Raw genomic sequence first — 19,353 nt, forward strand, 5'->3', positions numbered from 1 at the left:
TAAATGTCTTTCAATATCGGTCTTAGTGGTCTCTTTGCGGCCAACAAGCATCTTGACGTCACCGGCAACAACATTGCCAACGTCGCCACCAATGGCTTCAAGTCGTCGCGTGTCGAGTTCCGCGACCAGTATGCCCAATCGATTCGTGCCACCTCCGGCGGCGTCAGCACCGGCAGCGGCGTGGCCATCGGCGCTATCTCGCAGGAGTTCACCCAGGGCAACCTGGCGACCGGTACCGGCAACAGCCTGGACATGGCCATCAACGGCAGCGGCTTCTTCATGCTGACCAACAACGGCGAGAAGCTCTATACCCGTGCCGGTGCGTTCCACACTGACCGTGAAGGCTACATCGTCAACAGCGAAGGTATGAACCTGCAGGGCTACAACGTCGACGGCAATGGCGCGATCGGTGTGGGTACGCTGGGCCGGATGCGCATTGACACCTCGAACCTGGTGCCCAACACCACGTCGCAGATCACCAACTCCGCGAACCTGAACTCCTCGACTGCCCTGCCGACGCTGTCGACCTTCGACGCGACCGACACCAAGTCGTACAACTTCAAGTACGACACCCCGATCTATGACACCCAGGGTAACGAGCACAAGCTGGAAAACTACTTCGTCAAGACCGGCGTCAACACCTGGTCGATGCACAGTCTGGTCAACGGTCGCAACATCACCGATCCGACGACGACAACCACGACTGAAACCAAGCTGACCTTTGATTCCAGCGGTAACCTGATCAACTCGGGCACCGGTGCACCGGTCACCTCGGGCGCCGTGACCCTCAATGCCGACGGCACCTTGCAGGTCAATGGCTGGGTCCCCGGCGTACAGAGTGGCACCGGCACCACCGCGACCTGGGCCGCCAACGGCGCTGCCGGTTCGCCCACCGGCATCAAGCTGGACATGACGAACGTCAAGCAGACCGCCGCAGCGTCCGGCCTGATCAGCCAGACCCAGAACGGCTATGCCACCGGGCAAGTCAGCGCCATGAGCGTCGACGCCAGCGGCAGCCTGTTCGCCACCTACACCAACGGCCAGTCGAAAGTCATCGGCCAGGTCTCGCTGACCACCTTCGCCAACGTGCAGGGCCTGGAAGCGGCCGGTGGCACCAACTGGCGCGAGACGTTCTCGTCGGGCGTGCCGGTCAGTGGCGCGCCACAAACCGGTACCCTGGGCTATGTCACCGGTCAGGCGCTGGAAGAGTCCAACGTCGATCTGACGTCCGAGCTGGTCGAGCTGATCAAGGCGCAAAGCAACTACCAGGCGAACGCCAAGACCATCTCCACCCAGAGCACCATCCTGCAGACCACCATCCAGATGTAATGTCTGTTGCGTGAGTCTCGAAAAGCCCCTGCCTGCAGGGGCTTTTTTGCGTCCGGGGATTAAAAATGTGATGGTGTCGTTAACTTAAAAGTCCCAGGAAAGTTCCTACTTTTAACAGTGGAAATTCCCACTTTCATTGATGCGAGACTGAAATTCGCAGGCGTTCAGGCCGGGTGATTCGTGACGAATGCCGGTGCCGAAGAGCGAACCCTCAAGCCTCTCAATGAACGGCCGCGCCAGGCGGCTCAGGAGTTTCCATGACATTCAATGTTGCCATGAGCGGGCTGCGCGCGGCCCACAAGCGCCTTGAAGTGGCGGGTAACAATATTGCCAACGTCGGCACGGTCGGCTTCAAGTCTTCCCGGGCAGAATTTGCCGCCCTGTATTCGGCCGCGCAATTGGGTGGCGGCCAGAACGCTGCAGGTGACGGGGTGCGCCTGGCCAATATCGCGCAGAACTTCAGCTCTGGCGTGGCCATGAGCAGTGCCGGCGCGCCGTTGGACATGCGTATCCAGGGCAACGGTTTTTTCGTGGTCAGCGAACAGGGCTCGCTGGCCTATACCCGCGCCGGGGCCTTTCACAAGGATGCCGAGGACTTCATTGTCGACAGTGACGGCAACCGTCTGCAGGGGTATGGCGTGGATGCCCAGGGCGCAATCATCAATGGCGTGCGCAGCGACCTGAAGATCGACACCTCGGTCATGCAGCCGGCCGCCAGTCGTGAACTCAAGCAGGCGGTCAATCTCGGTGCCGGCATGCCTTCGCTGGCCACGCTGCGGCCATTCGATGCCGGAGACCCCAACACTTACACGCGGGTGGTGACACGCACGATCCAGGACCAGGGCGTGGCGGCGGTGCCTGAGCTGGTCGATGCCGGCGGCGTGGTCATTCGTCCCGGCAGTCCGGCCGTGCCGCCGGCTGACCATGAATTCAAGCAGTATTTCGTCAAGACCGATGCTGATCGCTGGGAGGTGTACGTCACCGTCGACGGGCGCAACCCGCTGGACCCGACGGCCAGTACGCCGCTGCAATGGGCCGTGCGCCGGCACAGCGATGGCAGCGTTGTGCTGGCCGGCGGCAATCAGCAGGTCAGCAAGGTCTCGGACACCGAATTTGCCCTCAGTGGCTGGAAGCCTGCCCGGCAGGTCAACGGGCAATGGACGGCCAGTCCTGCCGGTAACGGTGGCAAGGTGGCCTTGCCACTGCTCGACGGGGGGTTGAGCCTGATCGATGAAGCCGACCCGCTCATGGCGCGTCCTTTGCCAGCGTTTCGTCCCAGTGATGTCGGGGCCTACAGCAAGATGTTTTCCAGTGCGATTCATGATTCGCTGGGCAATGTCCATGACCTGCGGCAGTACTTCGTCAAGGACGGCACCAATAGCTGGAAGCTGCATGTGCTGGTCAATGACCGCAATCCGGTCGACCCGCAAAGCAGCGAGCCGATGACCGCCAGCCTGTTGTTCGACAGCAGTGGCCAACTGAGCAGCGTCACCGGCAGCCCAGGGCTTGAGCTTGATGGCGATGCGCTGGTGGTGCACGGCTGGCTACCGGCGTGGCAGCCACGTCGCGGTGAGGCGCTGTGGGCGCCCAATGGTGCCACGGCGCATCCCGACGGCCTGCGGATCCAGATCGACCGCCTGACCCAGCACAATGCCGATACTGCGCGCAGCTCGGTGCACGTCGACGGCCATGCGCCCGGTGCCTTGTCCGGCATCAGCGTAGGGCGTGACGGCGTGTTGCAGGCTTCGTTCAGCAATGGCCTGTACCGGCCCATTGGCCAGGTGATGCTGGCGCGGTTCAGCAACGAGCAGGGCTTGATCCCGCAGAGCGAAACCCGCTGGCGCCAGACCCATGCCTCGGGCATTGCTGATTATCAGACGCCAGGGCAGGGGGGTGTGGGCAGTCTGGTGGCCAACTCGCTGGAGGCATCAAATGTGGACCTGACCGCTGAACTGGTTGAGCTGGTGCAGGCGCAAACCGCTTTTCAGGGCAACTCCAAGGTGATCTCGACCGAAACCAACCTGCTGCAGACCCTGATCCAGTCCACATAGCGATACGCTGGGCGGTAGGACCGGCTTCAGCCGGGAAGGCGGGCGGCACGGATCTCATTCGTGCCGTCAGCGGCCGAAGCCGCTCTCAGGCACAAATAACTCACTGATTCTATTGAATATTGAATTCACCCCTGTAGGAGCGCGGGGGCGGCCATCCGTCTTGCCCGCGACCGGCTGCGCAGCATTCGTAAATTTTCAGCGTTTCCGCGATTTTGCGAGCGCTACGCACTCGGTCGCCCAAGCGCGACCCACGCCAATGCGGAGCGCTGTTGCGCAGCAAACATAAGGGCGGCGTAGGAGCGGCTTTAGCCGCGACCGGCTGCGTTAGCAGTCGTAAATTTGCAGCGTTTCGCAGATTTCTGCGAGCGCTACGCACTCGGTCGCGGGCAAGCGCGCTCCTACCAGGGCCCCATGTTTGCTGTGAGGCAGCGCGGTGTCAGTGATGCGGGGGCGTCAGATCGAGCAGTCGGACTTGACGTAAAAGCCATTCAGCCGTGTCCAGCCATGCCCTGGGCTGGTCTGGGCGCAGACAACACGGTCGGTGCCTTGCCATTTGTAATAGCGCGCAGGCGCCGCATGGGCGAGGGCGGCGCAGGTGAGCAGGCTGGCGGCCAGCAGGCCGGTGATGCCGTGGCGCCAGCCACAAAGGCGTTGCATGCGATTCTCCAGGAGGCAAACCTCAGAATGCTGAAACAATGGCCACTACGATAAGCGCCCCTCGCGCATTCGCCAAGCGCCGTCCATGAAGTTTTTTTGGCGCCTGGCGGCAGTTCGTCGCCGCCTTGCCGCGCACCCCGTTACGGCCCGTCTCGGCAGGGCCCTGTCATTGCTGCCGATAGGCAACTTTGTATCGGCTTTGAAAAACTGGTCCGAAACTTGCTGGGTAATGGCATAACAGCTACAGGCGGCAAACGTCTGTCGGAGGAGGAAGACTGTGGACAAGTTGCTTTACGTGGCCATGACCGGTGCTTCGGAAAACGCCGTTGCGCAAAAGGCGCGAGCCAACAACCTGGCAAACGTGTCGACCAATGGCTTTCTGCGCGATTTCGAGCAGGCCCGGTCGATGCCGGTGTTTGGCGAGGCGCTGCCGTCGCGGGCGTACGCCTTGACCGAGCGTCCCGGCACCGACTTTTCCAGCGGCACCCTGATCGAGACCGGGCGCGACCTGGACATCTCGGTCAATGGCGATGGCTGGATTGCCGTGCAGACCGCTGATGGCGGTGAAGCCTATACCCGCACCTCCGGCATGAACATCGACGCGCTGGGTATCCTGCGCGACGGCAGCGGTTTGCCGGTCATGGGCAACGGCGGCCCGATTGCCGTGCCGCCCCAGCAGCAGATCGAAATCGGCTCCGACGGCACCATCAGCGTCCGCGCCCTGGGTGAGAGCCCGCAGGTGATGGCGCAGATCGACCGTATCAAGCTGGTCAACCCGGACCTGTCGACCATGGAAAAAGGCCCCGATGGCCTGATCCACACCAAGAGCGGCCAGGCCGCCCCGGTGGATGCCAACGTACGGGTCGAGTCCGGCTTTCTGCAGGCCAGCAACGTCAATGCGGTCGAGGAAATGACCTCGATCCTGGCCTTGTCCCGGCAGTTCGAATTGCACGTAAAAATGATGAAGACAGCAGAAGAAGACGATGCGGCAATGGCTCGCGTCTTGCAGATCTGACCCCCATTGACAGCCTGCGCCGACAAACCGGCGCTTGAGGAGAAACCCCATGCTTCCTGCTCTCTACGTCGCCAAGACCGGTCTGGCCGCTCAGGACACCAACCTGACGACCATCTCCAACAACCTGGCCAACGTCTCGACCACCGGCTTCAAACGCGACCGCGCCGAGTTCCAGGACTTGCTGTACCAGATCAAGCGTCAGCCAGGTGCCCAGTCGACCCAGGACAGCGAGTTGCCTTCGGGCCTGCAACTGGGTACCGGTGTGCGCATCGTCGGCACCCAGAAAAGCTTCGTGGCCGGCAGCCTGCAGACCACCGAGAACCCGCTGGACCTGGCGGTCAACGGTCGCGGCTTCTTTCAGGTCATGCAGCCTGACGGCACCATCGCCTACACCCGCGATGGCACCTTTCACCTGGACAGCACCGGCCAGATCGTGACCTCCAACGGTTTTGCCCTGGAGCCTGCAGTGGTCGTGCCGCAAAACGCCCAGACCTTCACCGTGGGCCAGGACGGTACCGTCACCGTGACCCTGGCAGGCGCTACGGCCACGCCACAGGTGATCGGCAACATCCAGACCACCGACTTCATCAACCCGGCCGGCCTGCAGGCCATGGGTGGCAACCTGTTCCTGGAAACCGCTTCCAGCGGCGCGCCGCAAGTCGGCCAGCCTGGCCTGAACGGCCTGGGCCCGGTGTTGCAGAACACCCTGGAGAACTCCAACGTCAGCACGGTCGAGGAACTGGTCAACATGATCACCACCCAGCGTGCCTACGAAATGAACTCCAAGGTCATTTCCAGCGCCGACCAGATGATGCAGAACCTGGTGCAAACCCTTTAAGCCCTGATGGATCAGCTCAATCCGACACGGCGCCTGTCCGGCGCCGGCTTCACCGCGAGGTTTCAAGAGTCATGAAACGCTTCTCCGTTTCGCGTTTTCCAGTGCTGATCGCTCCGCTGTGCGCCGCTGCCCTGCTGACAGGTTGCGTAGCACCGGCGGCCAAGCCCGATGACCCTTATTACGCTCCGGTGCTGCCCCGCACGCCGATGTCGGCGGCGGCCAACAATGGCGCCATCTACCAGGCCGGCTTCGAGCAGAACCTGTACGGCGACCGCAAGGCCTTCCGGGTCGGTGACATCATCACCATCACCCTGTCCGAGCGCATGGCGGCCAGCAAGGCGGCCAGCTCCGACATGAACAAGAAAAGCAATACCAGCGTCGGCCTGACCTCACTGTTCGGCTCCGGCCTGACCACCAATAACCCGATCGGCAGCAATGACCTGAGCCTGAGCGCCGGCTACGAAGGCTCCCGTGCCAACGAAGGTGACAGCAAGGCGGCGCAGAGCAACAGCCTGACCGGTTCGGTTACCGTCACCGTCGCCGACGTGCTGCCCAACGGTATTCTTTCGGTGCGGGGTGAAAAGTGGATGACACTCAACACCGGCAATGAGCTGGTGCGGATTGCCGGCCTGATCCGTGCCGATGACATCGCCACCGACAACACCGTGTCGTCGACGCGGGTAGCCGACGCGCGCATCACCTATTCAGGTACTGGGGCCTTTGCCGATACCAGCCAGCCAGGCTGGTTCGACCGGTTCTTCCTCAGCCCGTTGTTCCCTTTCTGATCGCGGGATAGCCATGCGCACGCTCAATAAACTGATTACTGCCGTTTTGCTGATTTGCGCGCCTCTGGCTGCGCAGGCCGAACGCTTGAAAGACATTGCCAGCATCTCCGGCGTGCGGACCAACCAGTTGATCGGCTACGGCCTGGTGGTGGGTCTCAACGGCACCGGTGACCAGACCACCCAAACGCCGTTTACCTTGCAGACGTTCAACAACATGCTGGCGCAGTTCGGCATCAAGGTGCCGCCTGGTTCCGGTACTGTGCAGCTCAAGAACGTGGCCGCCGTGGCCATTTATGCCGACCTGCCGCCGTTTGCCAAGCCTGGTCAGCAAGTGGACATCACCGTGTCTTCGATCGGTAACTCCAAGAGCCTGCGCGGTGGCAGCCTGCTGATGACGCCCCTCAAGGGTATCGACGGCAACGTCTATGCCGTGGCCCAGGGCAACCTGGTGGTCGGCGGCTTCGATGCCGAAGGCCGTGACGGCTCGAAGATCACCGTCAACGTTCCGTCGTCTGGCCGTATTCCGGGTGGCGCGACGGTCGAACGTTCGGTACCGAGCGGTTTTAACCAGGGCAATTCGCTGACCTTGAACCTCAATCGTTCCGACTTCACCACCGCCAAGCGCGTGGTCGACAAGATCAACGACCTGCTGGGTCCGGGCGTTGCCCAGGCCCTGGACGGGGGTTCGGTGCGGGTGACCGCGCCGCTGGACCCGGGTCAGCGCGTCGACTACCTGTCGATCCTGGAAAACCTGGAAATCGACCCGGGCCAGACCGCTGCCAAAGTGATCATCAATTCGCGCACCGGCACGATCGTGATCGGCCAGAACGTCAAGGTCTCGCCGGCCGCCGTGACCCACGGCAGCCTGACCGTGACCATCACCGAAGACCCGATCGTCAGCCAGCCAGGCGCACTGTCCGGCGGCCAGACGGCGGTAGTGCCGCGCTCGCGCCTGAATGCACAGCAGGAAATGAAGCCGATGTTCAAGTTCGGCCCTGGCACCACGCTTGATGAGATCGTACGTGCAGTCAACCAGGTAGGCGCCGCGCCCGGCGACCTGATGGCCATTCTTGAAGCCCTGAAACAGGCCGGCGCCTTGCAGGCCGACCTGATCGTGATCTGAGGAGGCGTCCATGGATATGCCCAAGAGCGCAGGGTCCGGTGTGGTTGATTCGGGTGCCTACACCGACGTCACCCGCCTGGCCTCGTTGAAAAACGGTGACAAGGACAGCCCGGAAAACCTCAGGAAGGTCGCCCGCGAGTTCGAATCGCTGTTTGTCAGCCAGATGCTCAAGGCCATGCGTTCGGCCAACGAAGTGCTGGCCAAGGACAATCCGATGAACACCGCGGCCACCCGCCAGTACCAGGACATGTACGACCAGCAACTGGCCGTGACCCTGTCGACCCGTGGCAACGGCATCGGCCTGCAGGACGTGCTGATGCGCCAGTTGTCCAAGGACAAGGGCGTGAACCACGCGCCGGCCACCCAGCTTGATCCTGCTGCCGCCACCAAGGCCACTGACGCGGCCGGTGAAAAAGCCCCGCGTCCAGGGCTGGCCTCGGGCATCTACCAGCAGCCGTTGTGGGCCAGTCGCTCGAATTCGGCTCAAGCCCTGGCGGCCACCGACGCGTCCGGTCATGCCCGCAACGACATGGCCATGCTCAATACACGGCGCCTGTCGCTGCCCGGCAAGCTCACCGACCGCCTGCTGGCCGGCATCGTGCCGTCGGCGGCCACCGCCCAGGATCAGGCCAATCATCGCATCAACGTGCCCGGCGCCACCGGCGCTGGCAATCACAAGGAACTGGTGGCCCGCGGCAACGGCGACTGGACCCTGGACCCCAGCCTGGCAGCACCGGCGATCGAGTCGACCCGTACCGTGGCCCAGCCACCGCTGGCCCCGGCCAAGCGGGCGTTCAGCAATGCCGACCAGTTCGTCGAGACCATGCTGCCGCTGGCCAAGGAAGCCGCCGCTCGCATTGGCGTCGACCCGGTCATGCTGGTGGCCCAGGCGGCGCTGGAAACCGGCTGGGGCAAATCGATCATGCGCCAGGGCGATGGCAGCAGCAGCCACAACCTGTTCGGCATCAAGGCCATGGGTAAATGGCAGGGCGCCGAGGCGCGCGCCATCACCAGCGAGTTCCGTGAAGGCAAGATGGTCAAGGAAACGGCGAACTTCCGCGCCTACGACTCCTTCGCCGACAGCTTCCATGACCTGGTCAGCCTGTTGCAGAACAACAGTCGCTATAAAGAAGTGATCAACTCGGCCGATAAACCGGAACAGTTTGTAAAAGAGCTGCAAAAGGCCGGGTATGCCACGGACCCGGACTACGCCAGCAAGATTACCCAGATTGCTAAGCAGATGAAGAGTTACCAGAACTACGCCGCCGTGACGGGCTCTTCCACGACTTTATAAAGGCTTGAACCATGTCGCTGATTTCTATTGGGCTCTCAGGGCTGAATGCCAGTACTGCCGCGATCAACACCATCGGCAATAACACCGCCAACATCGACACCGATGGCTATTCACGCCAGCAAGTGCGAACGACCGCAGCGGTGCAGATCAGCGTCGGTGTAGGCATCGGTTATGTCGGCACCGGCACCACGTTGCAGGATGTGCGTCGCATCTACAACGGCTACCTGGAAACCCAATTGCACAACAGCACGGCGCTGACGGCCGATGCCGCCGCCTATTCCAGCCAGGCCAGCCGTACCGACACCTTGCTGTCCGACAGCACCACGGGTGTGACGGCGCAGCTGTCGTCGTTCTTCACCAAGCTGCAAACCATGTCGGGCAACGCCACCCAGTCGGCCGAGCGCACCGCGTTCCTGACCCAGGCGTCGTCGCTGGCCGCGCGCATGAACTCCATCGCCGGGCAGTTGAGCACCCAGAACGACAACCTCAATATCCAGCTCAGCAGCTACACCGACGGCGTCAATGAGTTGACGACGACCATTGCCAGCCTCAACAAGCAGATCGCCCAGGCTTCCGGCGGCAACACCTCGCCCAACAGCCTGCTCGACTCGCGCAATGAAGCAGTGCGCAAACTCAATGAGCTGGTCGGCGTCAAGGTCATCGAGAACGACGGCGGCTACGACGTGTACACCGGCACGGGCCAGTCGCTGGTGGTGGGCGGCTCGTCTTTCAAGATGAGCGCAGTGCCCGGCGCCAACGACCCTTCGCAGTACACCGTGCAGGTCACCTACGGCAACAGTGCGACCGACGTCTCTACTGTGGTCACCGGGGGGTCCATTGGTGGCCTGCTGCGCTATCGCTCTGACGTGTTGCAACCGGCGGGCAACGAACTGGGCCGTATCGGCCTGGTGCTGGCCGATCAGGTCAACACCCAACTGGCCCAGGGCATCGACCTCAAGGGCAATTTCGGCAGCGCGCTGTTCAGTGACATCAACTCGACGGCCGCCATCGGCCAGCGCAGCCTTGGCCAGACCGGCAACAGCCCAGGCTCGGGCAACCTGAATGTCACCATCAAGGACACCAGTGTCCTGTCGACCAGCGACTACGAAGTCACCTTTACCAGCGGCAGCGCCTACACCGTGCGTCGCCTGCCCAATGGTGAAAGCGTGGGCACCGGCAACCTGACCGACAACCCGGCGCCAACCTTCGAGGGCTTCTCCCTGTCGTTGCAGGGTGGCGGCATGGCTGCCGGCGACACCTTCAAGGTGACCCCGACCCGTAACGGCGCCTCCGGTATCTCGGTGGTCATGACCGACCCGCAGGACATTGCCGCCGCCGCGCCCCTGACCGCCGCTGCCGGCGTCAGCAACAGCGGCACCGGTGGCTTTACCCAGCCGGTCCTGACCACGACCCCGAACATCTACAACGCCACGGAACTGAACAACCTGCAGAGCGGCATCAAGGATGCCACGCCGATGCGCCTGGTCATGGGCGACGTCAATGGCGGCGTACAGGGCTACAGCCTGGTCAACGCCCAAGGCGTGGCCGTGAGGGACCCAAGTGGCAACGCCATCACCGGCACCGTGATCCAGGGCCAGACCAACACGCTGAAATTCAACGTAGGGACGGGAGCGAGTTCGTTCGGGTTCGAAATGAGCCTGTCGGGCACCTCCAACCCCAAGGACACCTTCAGCATCAGCCTGACCGGTGCCGGCTCCTCGGACAACCGCAACGCCGCAGCCGTCATGGGCCTGCAGACCGAGCGCACCGTGGGCGTGGCCAATGGCAGCGTCGGCGTGAGCATGACCCAGTCCTACGCCAGTATCGTGTCCAGCGTCGGCACCTATGCCAGCCAGGGCAAAAGCGATGTGACCGCCACCGAAGCAGTGCTGGCCCAGTCCAAATCGGCGCGGGACTCGGTGTCCGGCGTCTCGCTGGACGAAGAAGCCGCCAGCCTGATCAAGTATCAGCAGTACTACACGGCCTCGTCGCAAATCATCAAGGCGGCGCAGACCATGTTCAGCACGCTGATCAACAGTCTTTAAGGAGTCGTAGACCATGCGCATTTCCACCGGCCAGATTTACGAGACCTCGGCAGCCAACTATCAGCGTAACTACGCCAAGTACGTCAAGACCGGCGAAGAAGTCAGCAGCGAGAACAAGCTCAACACCGCCAGCGATAACCCGGTGGGCGCAGCACGTGTGCTGCAACTGGCCCAGCAGAATGCGATGCTTGAGCAGTACGCCAATAACATCACCATCGTGAACAACAACACGGCCAATACCGAAACGGCGATGACGAGCATCATCACCGCGCTGCAACGTGCCAGCGAACTGGTGATCAGCTCCGGTAACGGTGGCCAGACTGACTCTGACCGCCTGGCCAACTCCCAGGAGCTGGTGCAGTTGCAGAGCCAGATCATGGGCCTGATGAACAGCCAGGATGCCAACGGTCGTTATCTGTTTTCCGGTTCCGATTCGGCGCAGCCGCCGTATATTCGTAACTCTGATGGCACTTACAGTTATCAAGGCGACCAGAACGGCGTCTCGCTGGAAGTGGGTGATGGCCTGGTACTTAACAGCATCACCACAGGCTGGGAAGCGTTCGAGCAGGCGGTCAACACGACGCGCACCTCTGCAACCCTGACCCGTCCGGCTGTTGATGATGGCAAGATCAACCTGTCCAGTGGCAGCGTGTCGTCCACCAGCACCTACAATGCCAGCTATGTCGCGGGCCAGCCGTATACCCTGTCATTCGTTGATGGTCCGCAGATGCTGATCACTGATAACGCGGGTAACGATGTCACGGCCGATGCCTCCACGGCCGGCAAGTTTGATTACGCCAGCTCAGCCAGCCAGGGCTTTATCTTCCGTGGCGTGGACATGACCCTGAACGTCAACCTGTCGGCGACTGAGCGGGCCAGTGCCGACGCGGCCGAAACGGCGTTGCAGAACCGTACCTACCAACTGACCTCCACACCCAGCAGCATCAGTGCGACACGCAGCCCCGGCAACACCTCGTCTGCAACCATTACCCAGGCAGCGGTGGGGACTACGGCGACCGAGCAAGCCCTGTACAACAACGCCTTTCCTACCGGTGGCGCGATTCTCAAGTTCACCAACAGTGGTTATGAGCTGTATGCCTCGCCGGTCAGCAATGGCAACCCGCCCGTGGCCACCGGCAGTGGTTTTGGTCCGCAGATCAATGCCGCCGGCGCCAGGTTCACCGTCAGTGGTACGCCGCAGCAAGGCGACCAGTTCATCATCGAGTCCGGCACGCACCAGACCAAAAACATTCTCAACACCCTGACGGACATCATTACCGCTCTCGATACCAAGGTCGACAACGACGGGGTGGGCCTGCAAAAGCTGCAGGCTTCGCTCAGCTCGGCACTGGGTAACCTGGCCAGCGGCAGGGAGCAACTGGCGACTGCGATTTCGGCCAGTGGTGCACGGCAAAAGGCGGCGATTGATCAAGGTGTGACCAACGACATGATCAAGGGCAACAACGTCACCGAGTCAGAGACCTTTACCAAGTCTGACGGCGTTGAAGCCGCGACCCGTTTGACCTTGCAGCAAAACATGCTGCAAGCGTCCCAACAGGTCTTTATCCAGGCCTCCAAGCTGAACCTGTTCAGCCAGATCTGATGCCTTGCAATCAGACGCTTCAGCCTTTTTTGGTAGCAAGGGAGTCGCTTGCTGACTCCCGTAGCCCATGAGTCCGCACTGTGAATTCAGCTCCTCTCGTCAGTCTTGTTATCCCCGCTTTTAATCCCCGCTTTTTTCGGGCCGCCTTGCAAAGCGCGCTTGATCAGTCTTACGAGCCTTTGGAGATCATCGTATGCGATGACTGCCAGACCGGCGAGATCAAGACCGTTTTCGATGAGCTTGTCCAGGCTGGCAGCCCGCGTGCGCGCTATGTCGCCAATCCGCAACGATTGGGCTTTCAGGGCAACCTGCTCAAGTGCCTTGAAGAGGCGGGTGGCGAGTACATCAAGTTTTTGTGTGACGACGATCAGCTTTTGCCGTTTTGCATTGCCAGGCAGGCTCAGGCGCTGAGTCAGAACCTTGATGTCGGGTTGGTCGTGTCGCGCCGAGACTTTATTGACGCCGATGACTGTGTCTTGCCCGGGCGGATGGAAAATGCAGGCCTGGTGCCCTACGACGCGCTGTTCAATGGCGTGGACCTGCTGTCTGAATTTGACAAGCTTTTGTCCAATGACCTTGGCGGGTTCAGCGCCGCCCTGATGCGACGGGAGCCTGTTCTGGAGTATCTGCCGGAACTGGTTCAAGACGGCCAGGGGTTTATGGCACTGCTGGATTTTGCCCTGTTCATCTGCCTGTTGCGGCGTACCCACCTTGTTGCGCTGCACACGGTCGCTTTGGTAGAGCGGTTGCACCCTGATCGTTTGAGCAGCAGCGCCAAAGCCACCAGTGCCGCTCAGGTTGAGAACGGATGGTTGCGGCAGATGCTCGACGTGCGCGAGGAAAAAACCGATTCGTTGCTTGGCTGGACACGGTTTGTGCCTTTGCACAGCACCCATATCGAGCCGCGTGAATGGGATGACGTAGGGCTTTATGCACTGGCAGCCACGCGTCAAGGCATTATGCGTAACCGGGTAGGCACTTCGGCCCAGAGTTATGCCGAACTGTATGCGCAATGGCTGGCTTGCCGAACATACACGCCCGCCCAGAAAAAACTTTTACCGCAGCGCATCGCTTCGTGGCGTAGCCGTCCCCGCATCGTCCCGATCATTATGGACGTTGCCGGCGATCCAGGGCTTCTCGACATCACCCTCACCAGCCTCGAAAAACAGGACTATGCGCCTGAGTCAATCGTCGTGCTGGGCGGTGAGCAAGCTCCGGCGCAGGCCCAGGTTCAGATTCTGCATATTCCCTTGCAGGAGAACTGGACTCAGCAACTCAATGACGTGCTGCTTCTGCTCGAACACGCCGACTGGATTTATGTGGTACGTGCCGGTGACAGGTTGATTGAGCCTGCGCTGCTGATCCTGGCTGAGCGAGTGGCTCAAATGCAGGGGCTCAAGTGCGTATACAGTGACGAAGGTGCCTTGCACGAAGATCGCTCTCAAGATCCGGTCTTCAAACCTGATTTCAATCTGGACCTGATGCGCAGCTACCCCTATATAGGGCGTGTTTTGGCTTTTGAGCGGCGCAGTGTTCTGGCGCTTGGAGGTTTCGATCCGGCGCACGGCGAGTTGGCACCGCAGGATGTGATCTGGCGGATTGTCGAAAGTGCAGGCCTGCAGGCAGTCGAGCATATTTCTGAGGTGCTGGTCGAATCCAGTCTGGCATTCGCTGACTGGCTGGCATTGCCTGCCGTTACCCAGGCAAGCGAAGCACTGACGGCTGGGCATTTACAGCGTATGGGTGTCCCGCACGTCATTCATCATGATGATGGTCAGTTACTCAACCGGATCGAGTACCAGCATGGCGCCCAACCGCTGGTCACGATTGTGATCATCATCCGCGATCACCTGGATGCCTTGGAACGCTGCCTCGATAGCCTGCTCAGTACGACGACCTATCCCTATTACGAGGTGCTGATCGTTGATCATGGCAGCCAGGGTCAGCAGACTTTGGCCTGGCTTGCCGCAATGAGCTCGATGAACTCTGACAAGCTGCGGATCGTCAGCACGGTTGACGGGGATAATGAGGCCGGGGCCTGGAATCTGGCCACCCAAGAAGCGCGAGGCGACTACTTGCTGTTTCTGGGTGTGCATACGCGCGTTTGCAACGGCAACTGGATTGAAGGCCTGCTCAATCATGCGCAACGACCTGAAGTCGGTGTTGTGGGGCCGATGATTCTCGATTCGCAAGACAGAATCGAGCATGCCGGCAGGGTATTGGGGATGGAAGGTTTTGCTGGCAGGCCTTCGCTGCATGCCTCACCGTCCTCAAGTGGTTACATGCAGCGTCTCAAGACCGCTCAAAACTGGACAGTTTTAAGCGGTCGTTGCCTGATGGTGCGCAAGGCCGTTTTGAATGAGCTTGGGCCGCAGGATGAAACCACGTTCATCCAGGGGCTTAACGATCTTGATGTGTGCTTGCGTGCCGGTCGGCAAGGCTATCTGGTGGTTTGGGATCCGGTAACCCGGATTGTGCTGGAAGAGGCGAAAGCCGAGGCGCGATCGCTTGAACGTCAAAAGCAGTTGCTCAATGCGCAGACGGCTCTTTGCCTGAAGTGGTTACCCACCTTTGCCCGCGACCCGGCTTATAACCCTAACCTGATGCAGACCGAGGTACAGTCCTGGCAGCTCAAGCCGGGCCTGCGCAAGGGCTGGAATCCTTTTTGTACCCAGCACCTGCCTTCCATTCTCGGCATGGCAGTGAACTCAGGGGCCGTCGGACATTATCGGCTCAGTCAGCCGATGGCTGAGCTGGAGGCGGCTGGGCGTATCGTGGGGAAGGTGGATTATGAAATGCCCTCGATTGCCGATGTTGAGCTGCAGAAGCCAGATGTCATTGTGATTCAAGGGCGTTACAGCGAAATAAGATTGCTTGAGATCGAGCAGGTCAGGGTGTGCTCCAATGCCATGCGCATCTTTGAACTGGATGATTACATTGTCGATGTGCCGGAAAAGAATGAGCATCGACGCAGCATGCCGGAAAACATGGAAAGCGTGTTGCGCAGAGGTATTGGCATGTGCGACCGGCTGGTGGTGTCGACCCAGCCCCTGGCCGATGCCTTGTCGAGCATGCACCATGATATTCGGGTCGTGCCAAATATGCTGGCCCCACACCTCTGGAGCAACCTGAAGAGTGTGCGTCGCTCTTCGACCAAACCAAGAATCGGTTGGGGCGGTGGCACCAGCCATCGTGGTGATCTGGAGCTGATTGTCGATGTCGTTCGCGAGTTGGCTGATGAGGTCGAGTGGGTTTTCTTTGGCATGTGCCCAGAACTGCTGCAGCCCTATATTCACGAGTTTCATAAAGCGGTCAGCCTTGAGCGCTATCCCGCCAAGCTGGCAAGCCTGAATCTGGATCTGGCATTGGCTCCCCTGGAACTTCATATTTTCAATGATTGCAAAAGTAACTTGCGATTACTGGAGTACGGGGCATGTGGTTATCCGGTCATCTGTTCCGACACCAAGGCGTATCAGGGACACCTGCCAGCCACGCGTGTCGTGAGTAACAGTTCACACGAGTGGCTTGACGCAATCCGTATGCACTTGTCCGATCCGGCTGCCAGTTACCGGATGGGGAATGAGTTGCGCGAGACCGTGCTACGGGATTTCATGCTGCGCGGCGAGAATCTGCAGTATTGGGCCAGCGGTTGGTTGCCCGATTAATAGGCGATAGGACGAATTATGTTTAGCGATAATGGCAATGCAGTTGCATCTCTGGACCCACGCCTGACTCTGGTACTGATTGCCAAAGAGCAACCGGATTTTCTGCGCCGCGCATTGGCCTGGTATTGCGATCTGCCGGTGACGATCAAGGTGTGCGATGCCTCGCGGCACGCCGACCATGAAATAGCCGCGCTTGAAACTGTCGAGTATCTGCATAGCCCGGCACTGGGCGAGGCCAGCCTGGCTGCCCGTATCAACGACGGTCTGCGTACGGTGGTAACGCCTTACGTGGTGTGGGTCGATGTGGAAAGTCTGTTGCTGCCTGAGGCGCTGAACGAGGCCGTGCAGTTTCTCGATAACCATCCCGGTTACAGCGCCGCCCAGGGCTATAGCCTGACTTACGAAGCACACTTGGATCGGGTCGAGTATTACGTACGTGACCGCAAGGTGCTCGATGGCCACGATGCTGAAGGCCGGGTTGAGCGGGTCGAGCGTTTCATGGAGCAAAGTGTATCGTTGCTCCATGCGGTGACCCGTACACCAGTGCTTCAAACCTGGTTTAACGCACTACCGGACGATGCCAGCGATCAGATGCTGGATATCGGCCATACCTTGTATCTGATCAATGCCGCACGTGTGCATGTTCTGGCTGTGCCCTATGCCTTGCATCTGACACCTCCTGAAGCGCTGGCCCGCTACACGGCAGCCTTGCAGGATGTCTTACTGCATAACGACCCTGCGGCGCGGGCGAAACGCGATGCCTGGGTCGCGTGCGTGGCAGGCGTGCTGGTCGACAGGCCAGACATTGATGAGGACTCGCTTCACGAAGGGCTGCGGATTTTGGCTGAAAGCCTCAGAACGTCGCCTCGGCAAAGCAGAGAGAAAATTGTCAGCACAGTGTGGAATCTGGCGCTGGAGCGGGGAGAGCCGAATTTCGAGCCCCGGCAGTTTCTGGAAATGCCGTTTTATACGCAGGGTTTCTTTGACGAACTGGCGCGTGTCGAGTTTTTGGTCCATGCCTTGCCGGCGGGCGATGTCCAGATAAAAGAACTGGAGGCCGCCTTGCTTCGGCAGGTCGAGTTGTCAGCCTCGCAGAGTAATCCGGATGCTGAATCGTTACTCAACAGATTGTGGCAAGCCTATGCAACCTATCCCTTCAATGCGGATATTGTACGCACGCTGGTCCATGAACTGAAAACCCAGCCGCGTGACCCATCGTCCACTGAAGAAGACCTTGTGGAGCAGATCGAGCAACTGGCAGCCTGGGATGAACGCTTGAGAGCGGTCAGCTTCCATGATACTGGCTCCTTGCTTGATCGGTTGCCTTCCGGGCGTGTACTTGAATGGCTGAAATCGCGGAGCCCTGAAGCGGCCAGCCTGCAACAATTGGTGGCGCGCCAAGGCACTCGGCCAAAAGGTTCGCAAATCGGTATTTTGCTGCTGGACCTTGAGGGCGATGTTTTCAAGTTGCAGGCCACCTTCGACAGTCTGATCAATGGCCACTACCGCAATTTCAATGTGATCGTATTCACCAGTGGTGAGCTGCCAGCTGTCACGACCTTGCAGCACACCTTGCATTTCGTGAAAGTGACCAGTAGCAACTACATCGATCGTATAAACCAGACGGTCAAACAGGCGACCAGTGACTGGTTGATGCTGGCAGTGGCAGGCGAGCAATTTACTGCGCCCGGGCTGCTGCTAGCCGCTGACGAATTGGTGGGCGCCGATCATTGCCGGGCGGTCGCCGTCGATGCCATTCACCGTCAAGCCGATGGCACACTCAAGCCTGCGCTGTTTCCGGACTTCAATCTCGACTTACTGGTGGGGTTGCCAGGATTTGTTGCGCGTCACTGGTTGGTAAGGCGTACCGCAGTGGTCAAGGCCGGTGGTTATTCACGTGATTACCCGCAGGCACTTGAATTCGACTTGCTGTTGCGCCTGATCGAGCAGGGCGGTATGGAAGGGCTGGCTCATTTGAGTGAACCCGTGGTGATTTGTCAGGCGCCAGAGTTGACCGACAACGATGACGAGCGTCAAACCCTTATCCGCCATCTCAGGGCTCGTGGTTATCAGGCCGAGGTCGAAGCGTTGCAGTCCGGGGGCTGGAAAATCGACTACCGCCATGCTCACCGTCCTGTCGTTTCGATTCTTGTCCATAGCCAGGATAATCTCGCTGACCTGCAGTTCTGCCTCCACAATCTTTTGCAACGCACGCGCTACCCTCGTTATGAAGTGCTGATTGGCGATAACAACAGCCATTCTCCAGAGCTTCTGGCCTGGCTGGACGAGCAAGAGCAACTATCAAGCCGGATTCGCGTGTTTCGCGCCGATCAACGCATGAGCGCTGTCGCCATGTACAACCAGCTCAGCCAGCAAGCCCAGGGTGAGTACCTGATACTGCTGGATGCGCAAAGCGGGATCGTCAACGTCGGCTGGATCGAGTCCATGCTCAACCAGGCTCAACGCCCTGAAGTCGGGGTTGTGGGTGCCAAGCTGGTGGATCGCGAGGGTAACGTAACCCAGGCGGGGTTGATTCTTGGATTCGGTGGCAGTGTTGGCTCGGCTTTCGTGGGCGAGCCCAAGCAGTCCGAGGGTTATATGCAGCGGTTGACGGTGGAGCAGAATTACTCGGCCGTTTCCATGAGCTGCCTGATGATCGAAAAAGCGCTGTTCGAGGGACTTGGAGGATTGGACGAGGGCAACTTTGCCGAGGCTTTCGCCGATGTGGACCTCTGTCTGAAGGCAGGACAAGCCGGCTACCTGACAGTGTGGACGCCTCAGGTCCAGGTTGTGCATCCAGGCACTGTAGTGCAATCGGCTGATGCACTTGAAGCGCTGCGCAGCAAGTGGCCGGCGGCGTTCGAGCATGACACGGCCTATAACCGACACCTCTCCCTCAAGGGGAGTGGTTTTACCCTGGGTGACAGTTCCCAAGGCTGATGCTGTCT

General features: G+C 60.2%; 12 protein-coding genes. 11 read left to right on the top strand and 1 reads right to left on the bottom strand.

Annotation, left to right across the window (positions count from 1 at the left end; translation table 11 throughout):
• Window positions 1-3 precede the first annotated feature (3 nt).
• Together flgE and ASF84_RS12310 are read left to right on the top strand one after the other, a co-directional pair.
• Window positions 4-1,329, top strand: coding sequence for a flagellar hook protein FlgE (gene flgE / locus ASF84_RS12305; protein ID WP_056838651.1), 1,326 nt, complete (start codon window positions 4-6; stop codon window positions 1,327-1,329).
• A gap of 257 nt (window positions 1,330-1,586) precedes the next feature.
• Window positions 1,587-3,380, top strand: coding sequence for a flagellar hook-basal body complex protein (locus ASF84_RS12310; protein WP_056838653.1), 1,794 nt, complete (start codon window positions 1,587-1,589; stop codon window positions 3,378-3,380).
• Between the two features lie 453 nt (window positions 3,381-3,833).
• On the opposite strand, the gene ASF84_RS12315 is transcribed toward ASF84_RS12310, so the two are convergent.
• The gene (locus ASF84_RS12315; protein ID WP_056838654.1) at window positions 3,834-4,037 is read right to left on the bottom strand and encodes a hypothetical protein; all 204 of its coding nucleotides are present in this window, start codon (window positions 4,035-4,037) and stop codon (window positions 3,834-3,836) included.
• A 277-nt stretch (window positions 4,038-4,314) separates the two neighbouring features.
• Between ASF84_RS12315 and ASF84_RS12320 the strand changes: the two genes are divergently transcribed.
• From ASF84_RS12320 to ASF84_RS12360, 9 genes are all read left to right on the top strand, one after another.
• A complete protein-coding gene (locus ASF84_RS12320; protein WP_056838657.1) occupies window positions 4,315-5,052 on the top strand; it encodes a flagellar basal body rod protein FlgF in 738 nt (245 codons plus the stop codon).
• A 49-nt stretch (window positions 5,053-5,101) separates the two neighbouring features.
• On the top strand, window positions 5,102-5,890 hold the full coding sequence (gene flgG / locus ASF84_RS12325) for a flagellar basal-body rod protein FlgG (protein WP_056838660.1): 789 nt from the start codon (window positions 5,102-5,104) through the stop codon (window positions 5,888-5,890).
• 71 nt (window positions 5,891-5,961) lie between these two features.
• Complete coding sequence (flgH, locus tag ASF84_RS12330; RefSeq protein ID WP_056838662.1) at window positions 5,962-6,675, top strand: flagellar basal body L-ring protein FlgH; 714 nt, start codon at window positions 5,962-5,964, stop codon at window positions 6,673-6,675.
• A gap of 13 nt (window positions 6,676-6,688) precedes the next feature.
• On the top strand, window positions 6,689-7,798 hold the full coding sequence (locus tag ASF84_RS12335) for a flagellar basal body P-ring protein FlgI (RefSeq protein ID WP_056838664.1): 1,110 nt from the start codon (window positions 6,689-6,691) through the stop codon (window positions 7,796-7,798).
• Between the two features lie 10 nt (window positions 7,799-7,808).
• Complete coding sequence (gene flgJ, locus ASF84_RS12340; RefSeq protein WP_056838666.1) at window positions 7,809-9,092, top strand: flagellar assembly peptidoglycan hydrolase FlgJ; 1,284 nt, start codon at window positions 7,809-7,811, stop codon at window positions 9,090-9,092.
• A gap of 11 nt (window positions 9,093-9,103) precedes the next feature.
• Window positions 9,104-11,137 carry a flagellar hook-associated protein FlgK gene (gene flgK, locus ASF84_RS12345; RefSeq protein WP_056838668.1) on the top strand — a complete coding sequence of 678 codons (2,034 nt, stop codon included), beginning with the start codon at window positions 9,104-9,106 and terminating at the stop codon, window positions 11,135-11,137.
• Window positions 11,138-11,150: 13 nt separating this feature from the next.
• A complete protein-coding gene (locus ASF84_RS12350; RefSeq protein WP_056838670.1) occupies window positions 11,151-12,740 on the top strand; it encodes a flagellar hook-associated protein 3 in 1,590 nt (529 codons plus the stop codon).
• An 80-nt stretch (window positions 12,741-12,820) separates the two neighbouring features.
• A complete protein-coding gene (locus ASF84_RS12355) occupies window positions 12,821-16,405 on the top strand; it encodes a glycosyltransferase (protein ID WP_056838672.1) in 3,585 nt (1,194 codons plus the stop codon).
• Window positions 16,406-16,423: 18 nt separating this feature from the next.
• Window positions 16,424-19,345 carry a TIGR00180 family glycosyltransferase gene (locus ASF84_RS12360; protein WP_056838674.1) on the top strand — a complete coding sequence of 974 codons (2,922 nt, stop codon included), beginning with the start codon at window positions 16,424-16,426 and terminating at the stop codon, window positions 19,343-19,345.
• The last annotated feature ends 8 nt before the right edge of the window (window positions 19,346-19,353 follow it).

This window comes from Pseudomonas sp. Leaf127, from assembly GCF_001423155.1.
GTDB classification, from domain to species: Bacteria; Pseudomonadota; Gammaproteobacteria; order Pseudomonadales; family Pseudomonadaceae; genus Aquipseudomonas; species Aquipseudomonas ovata.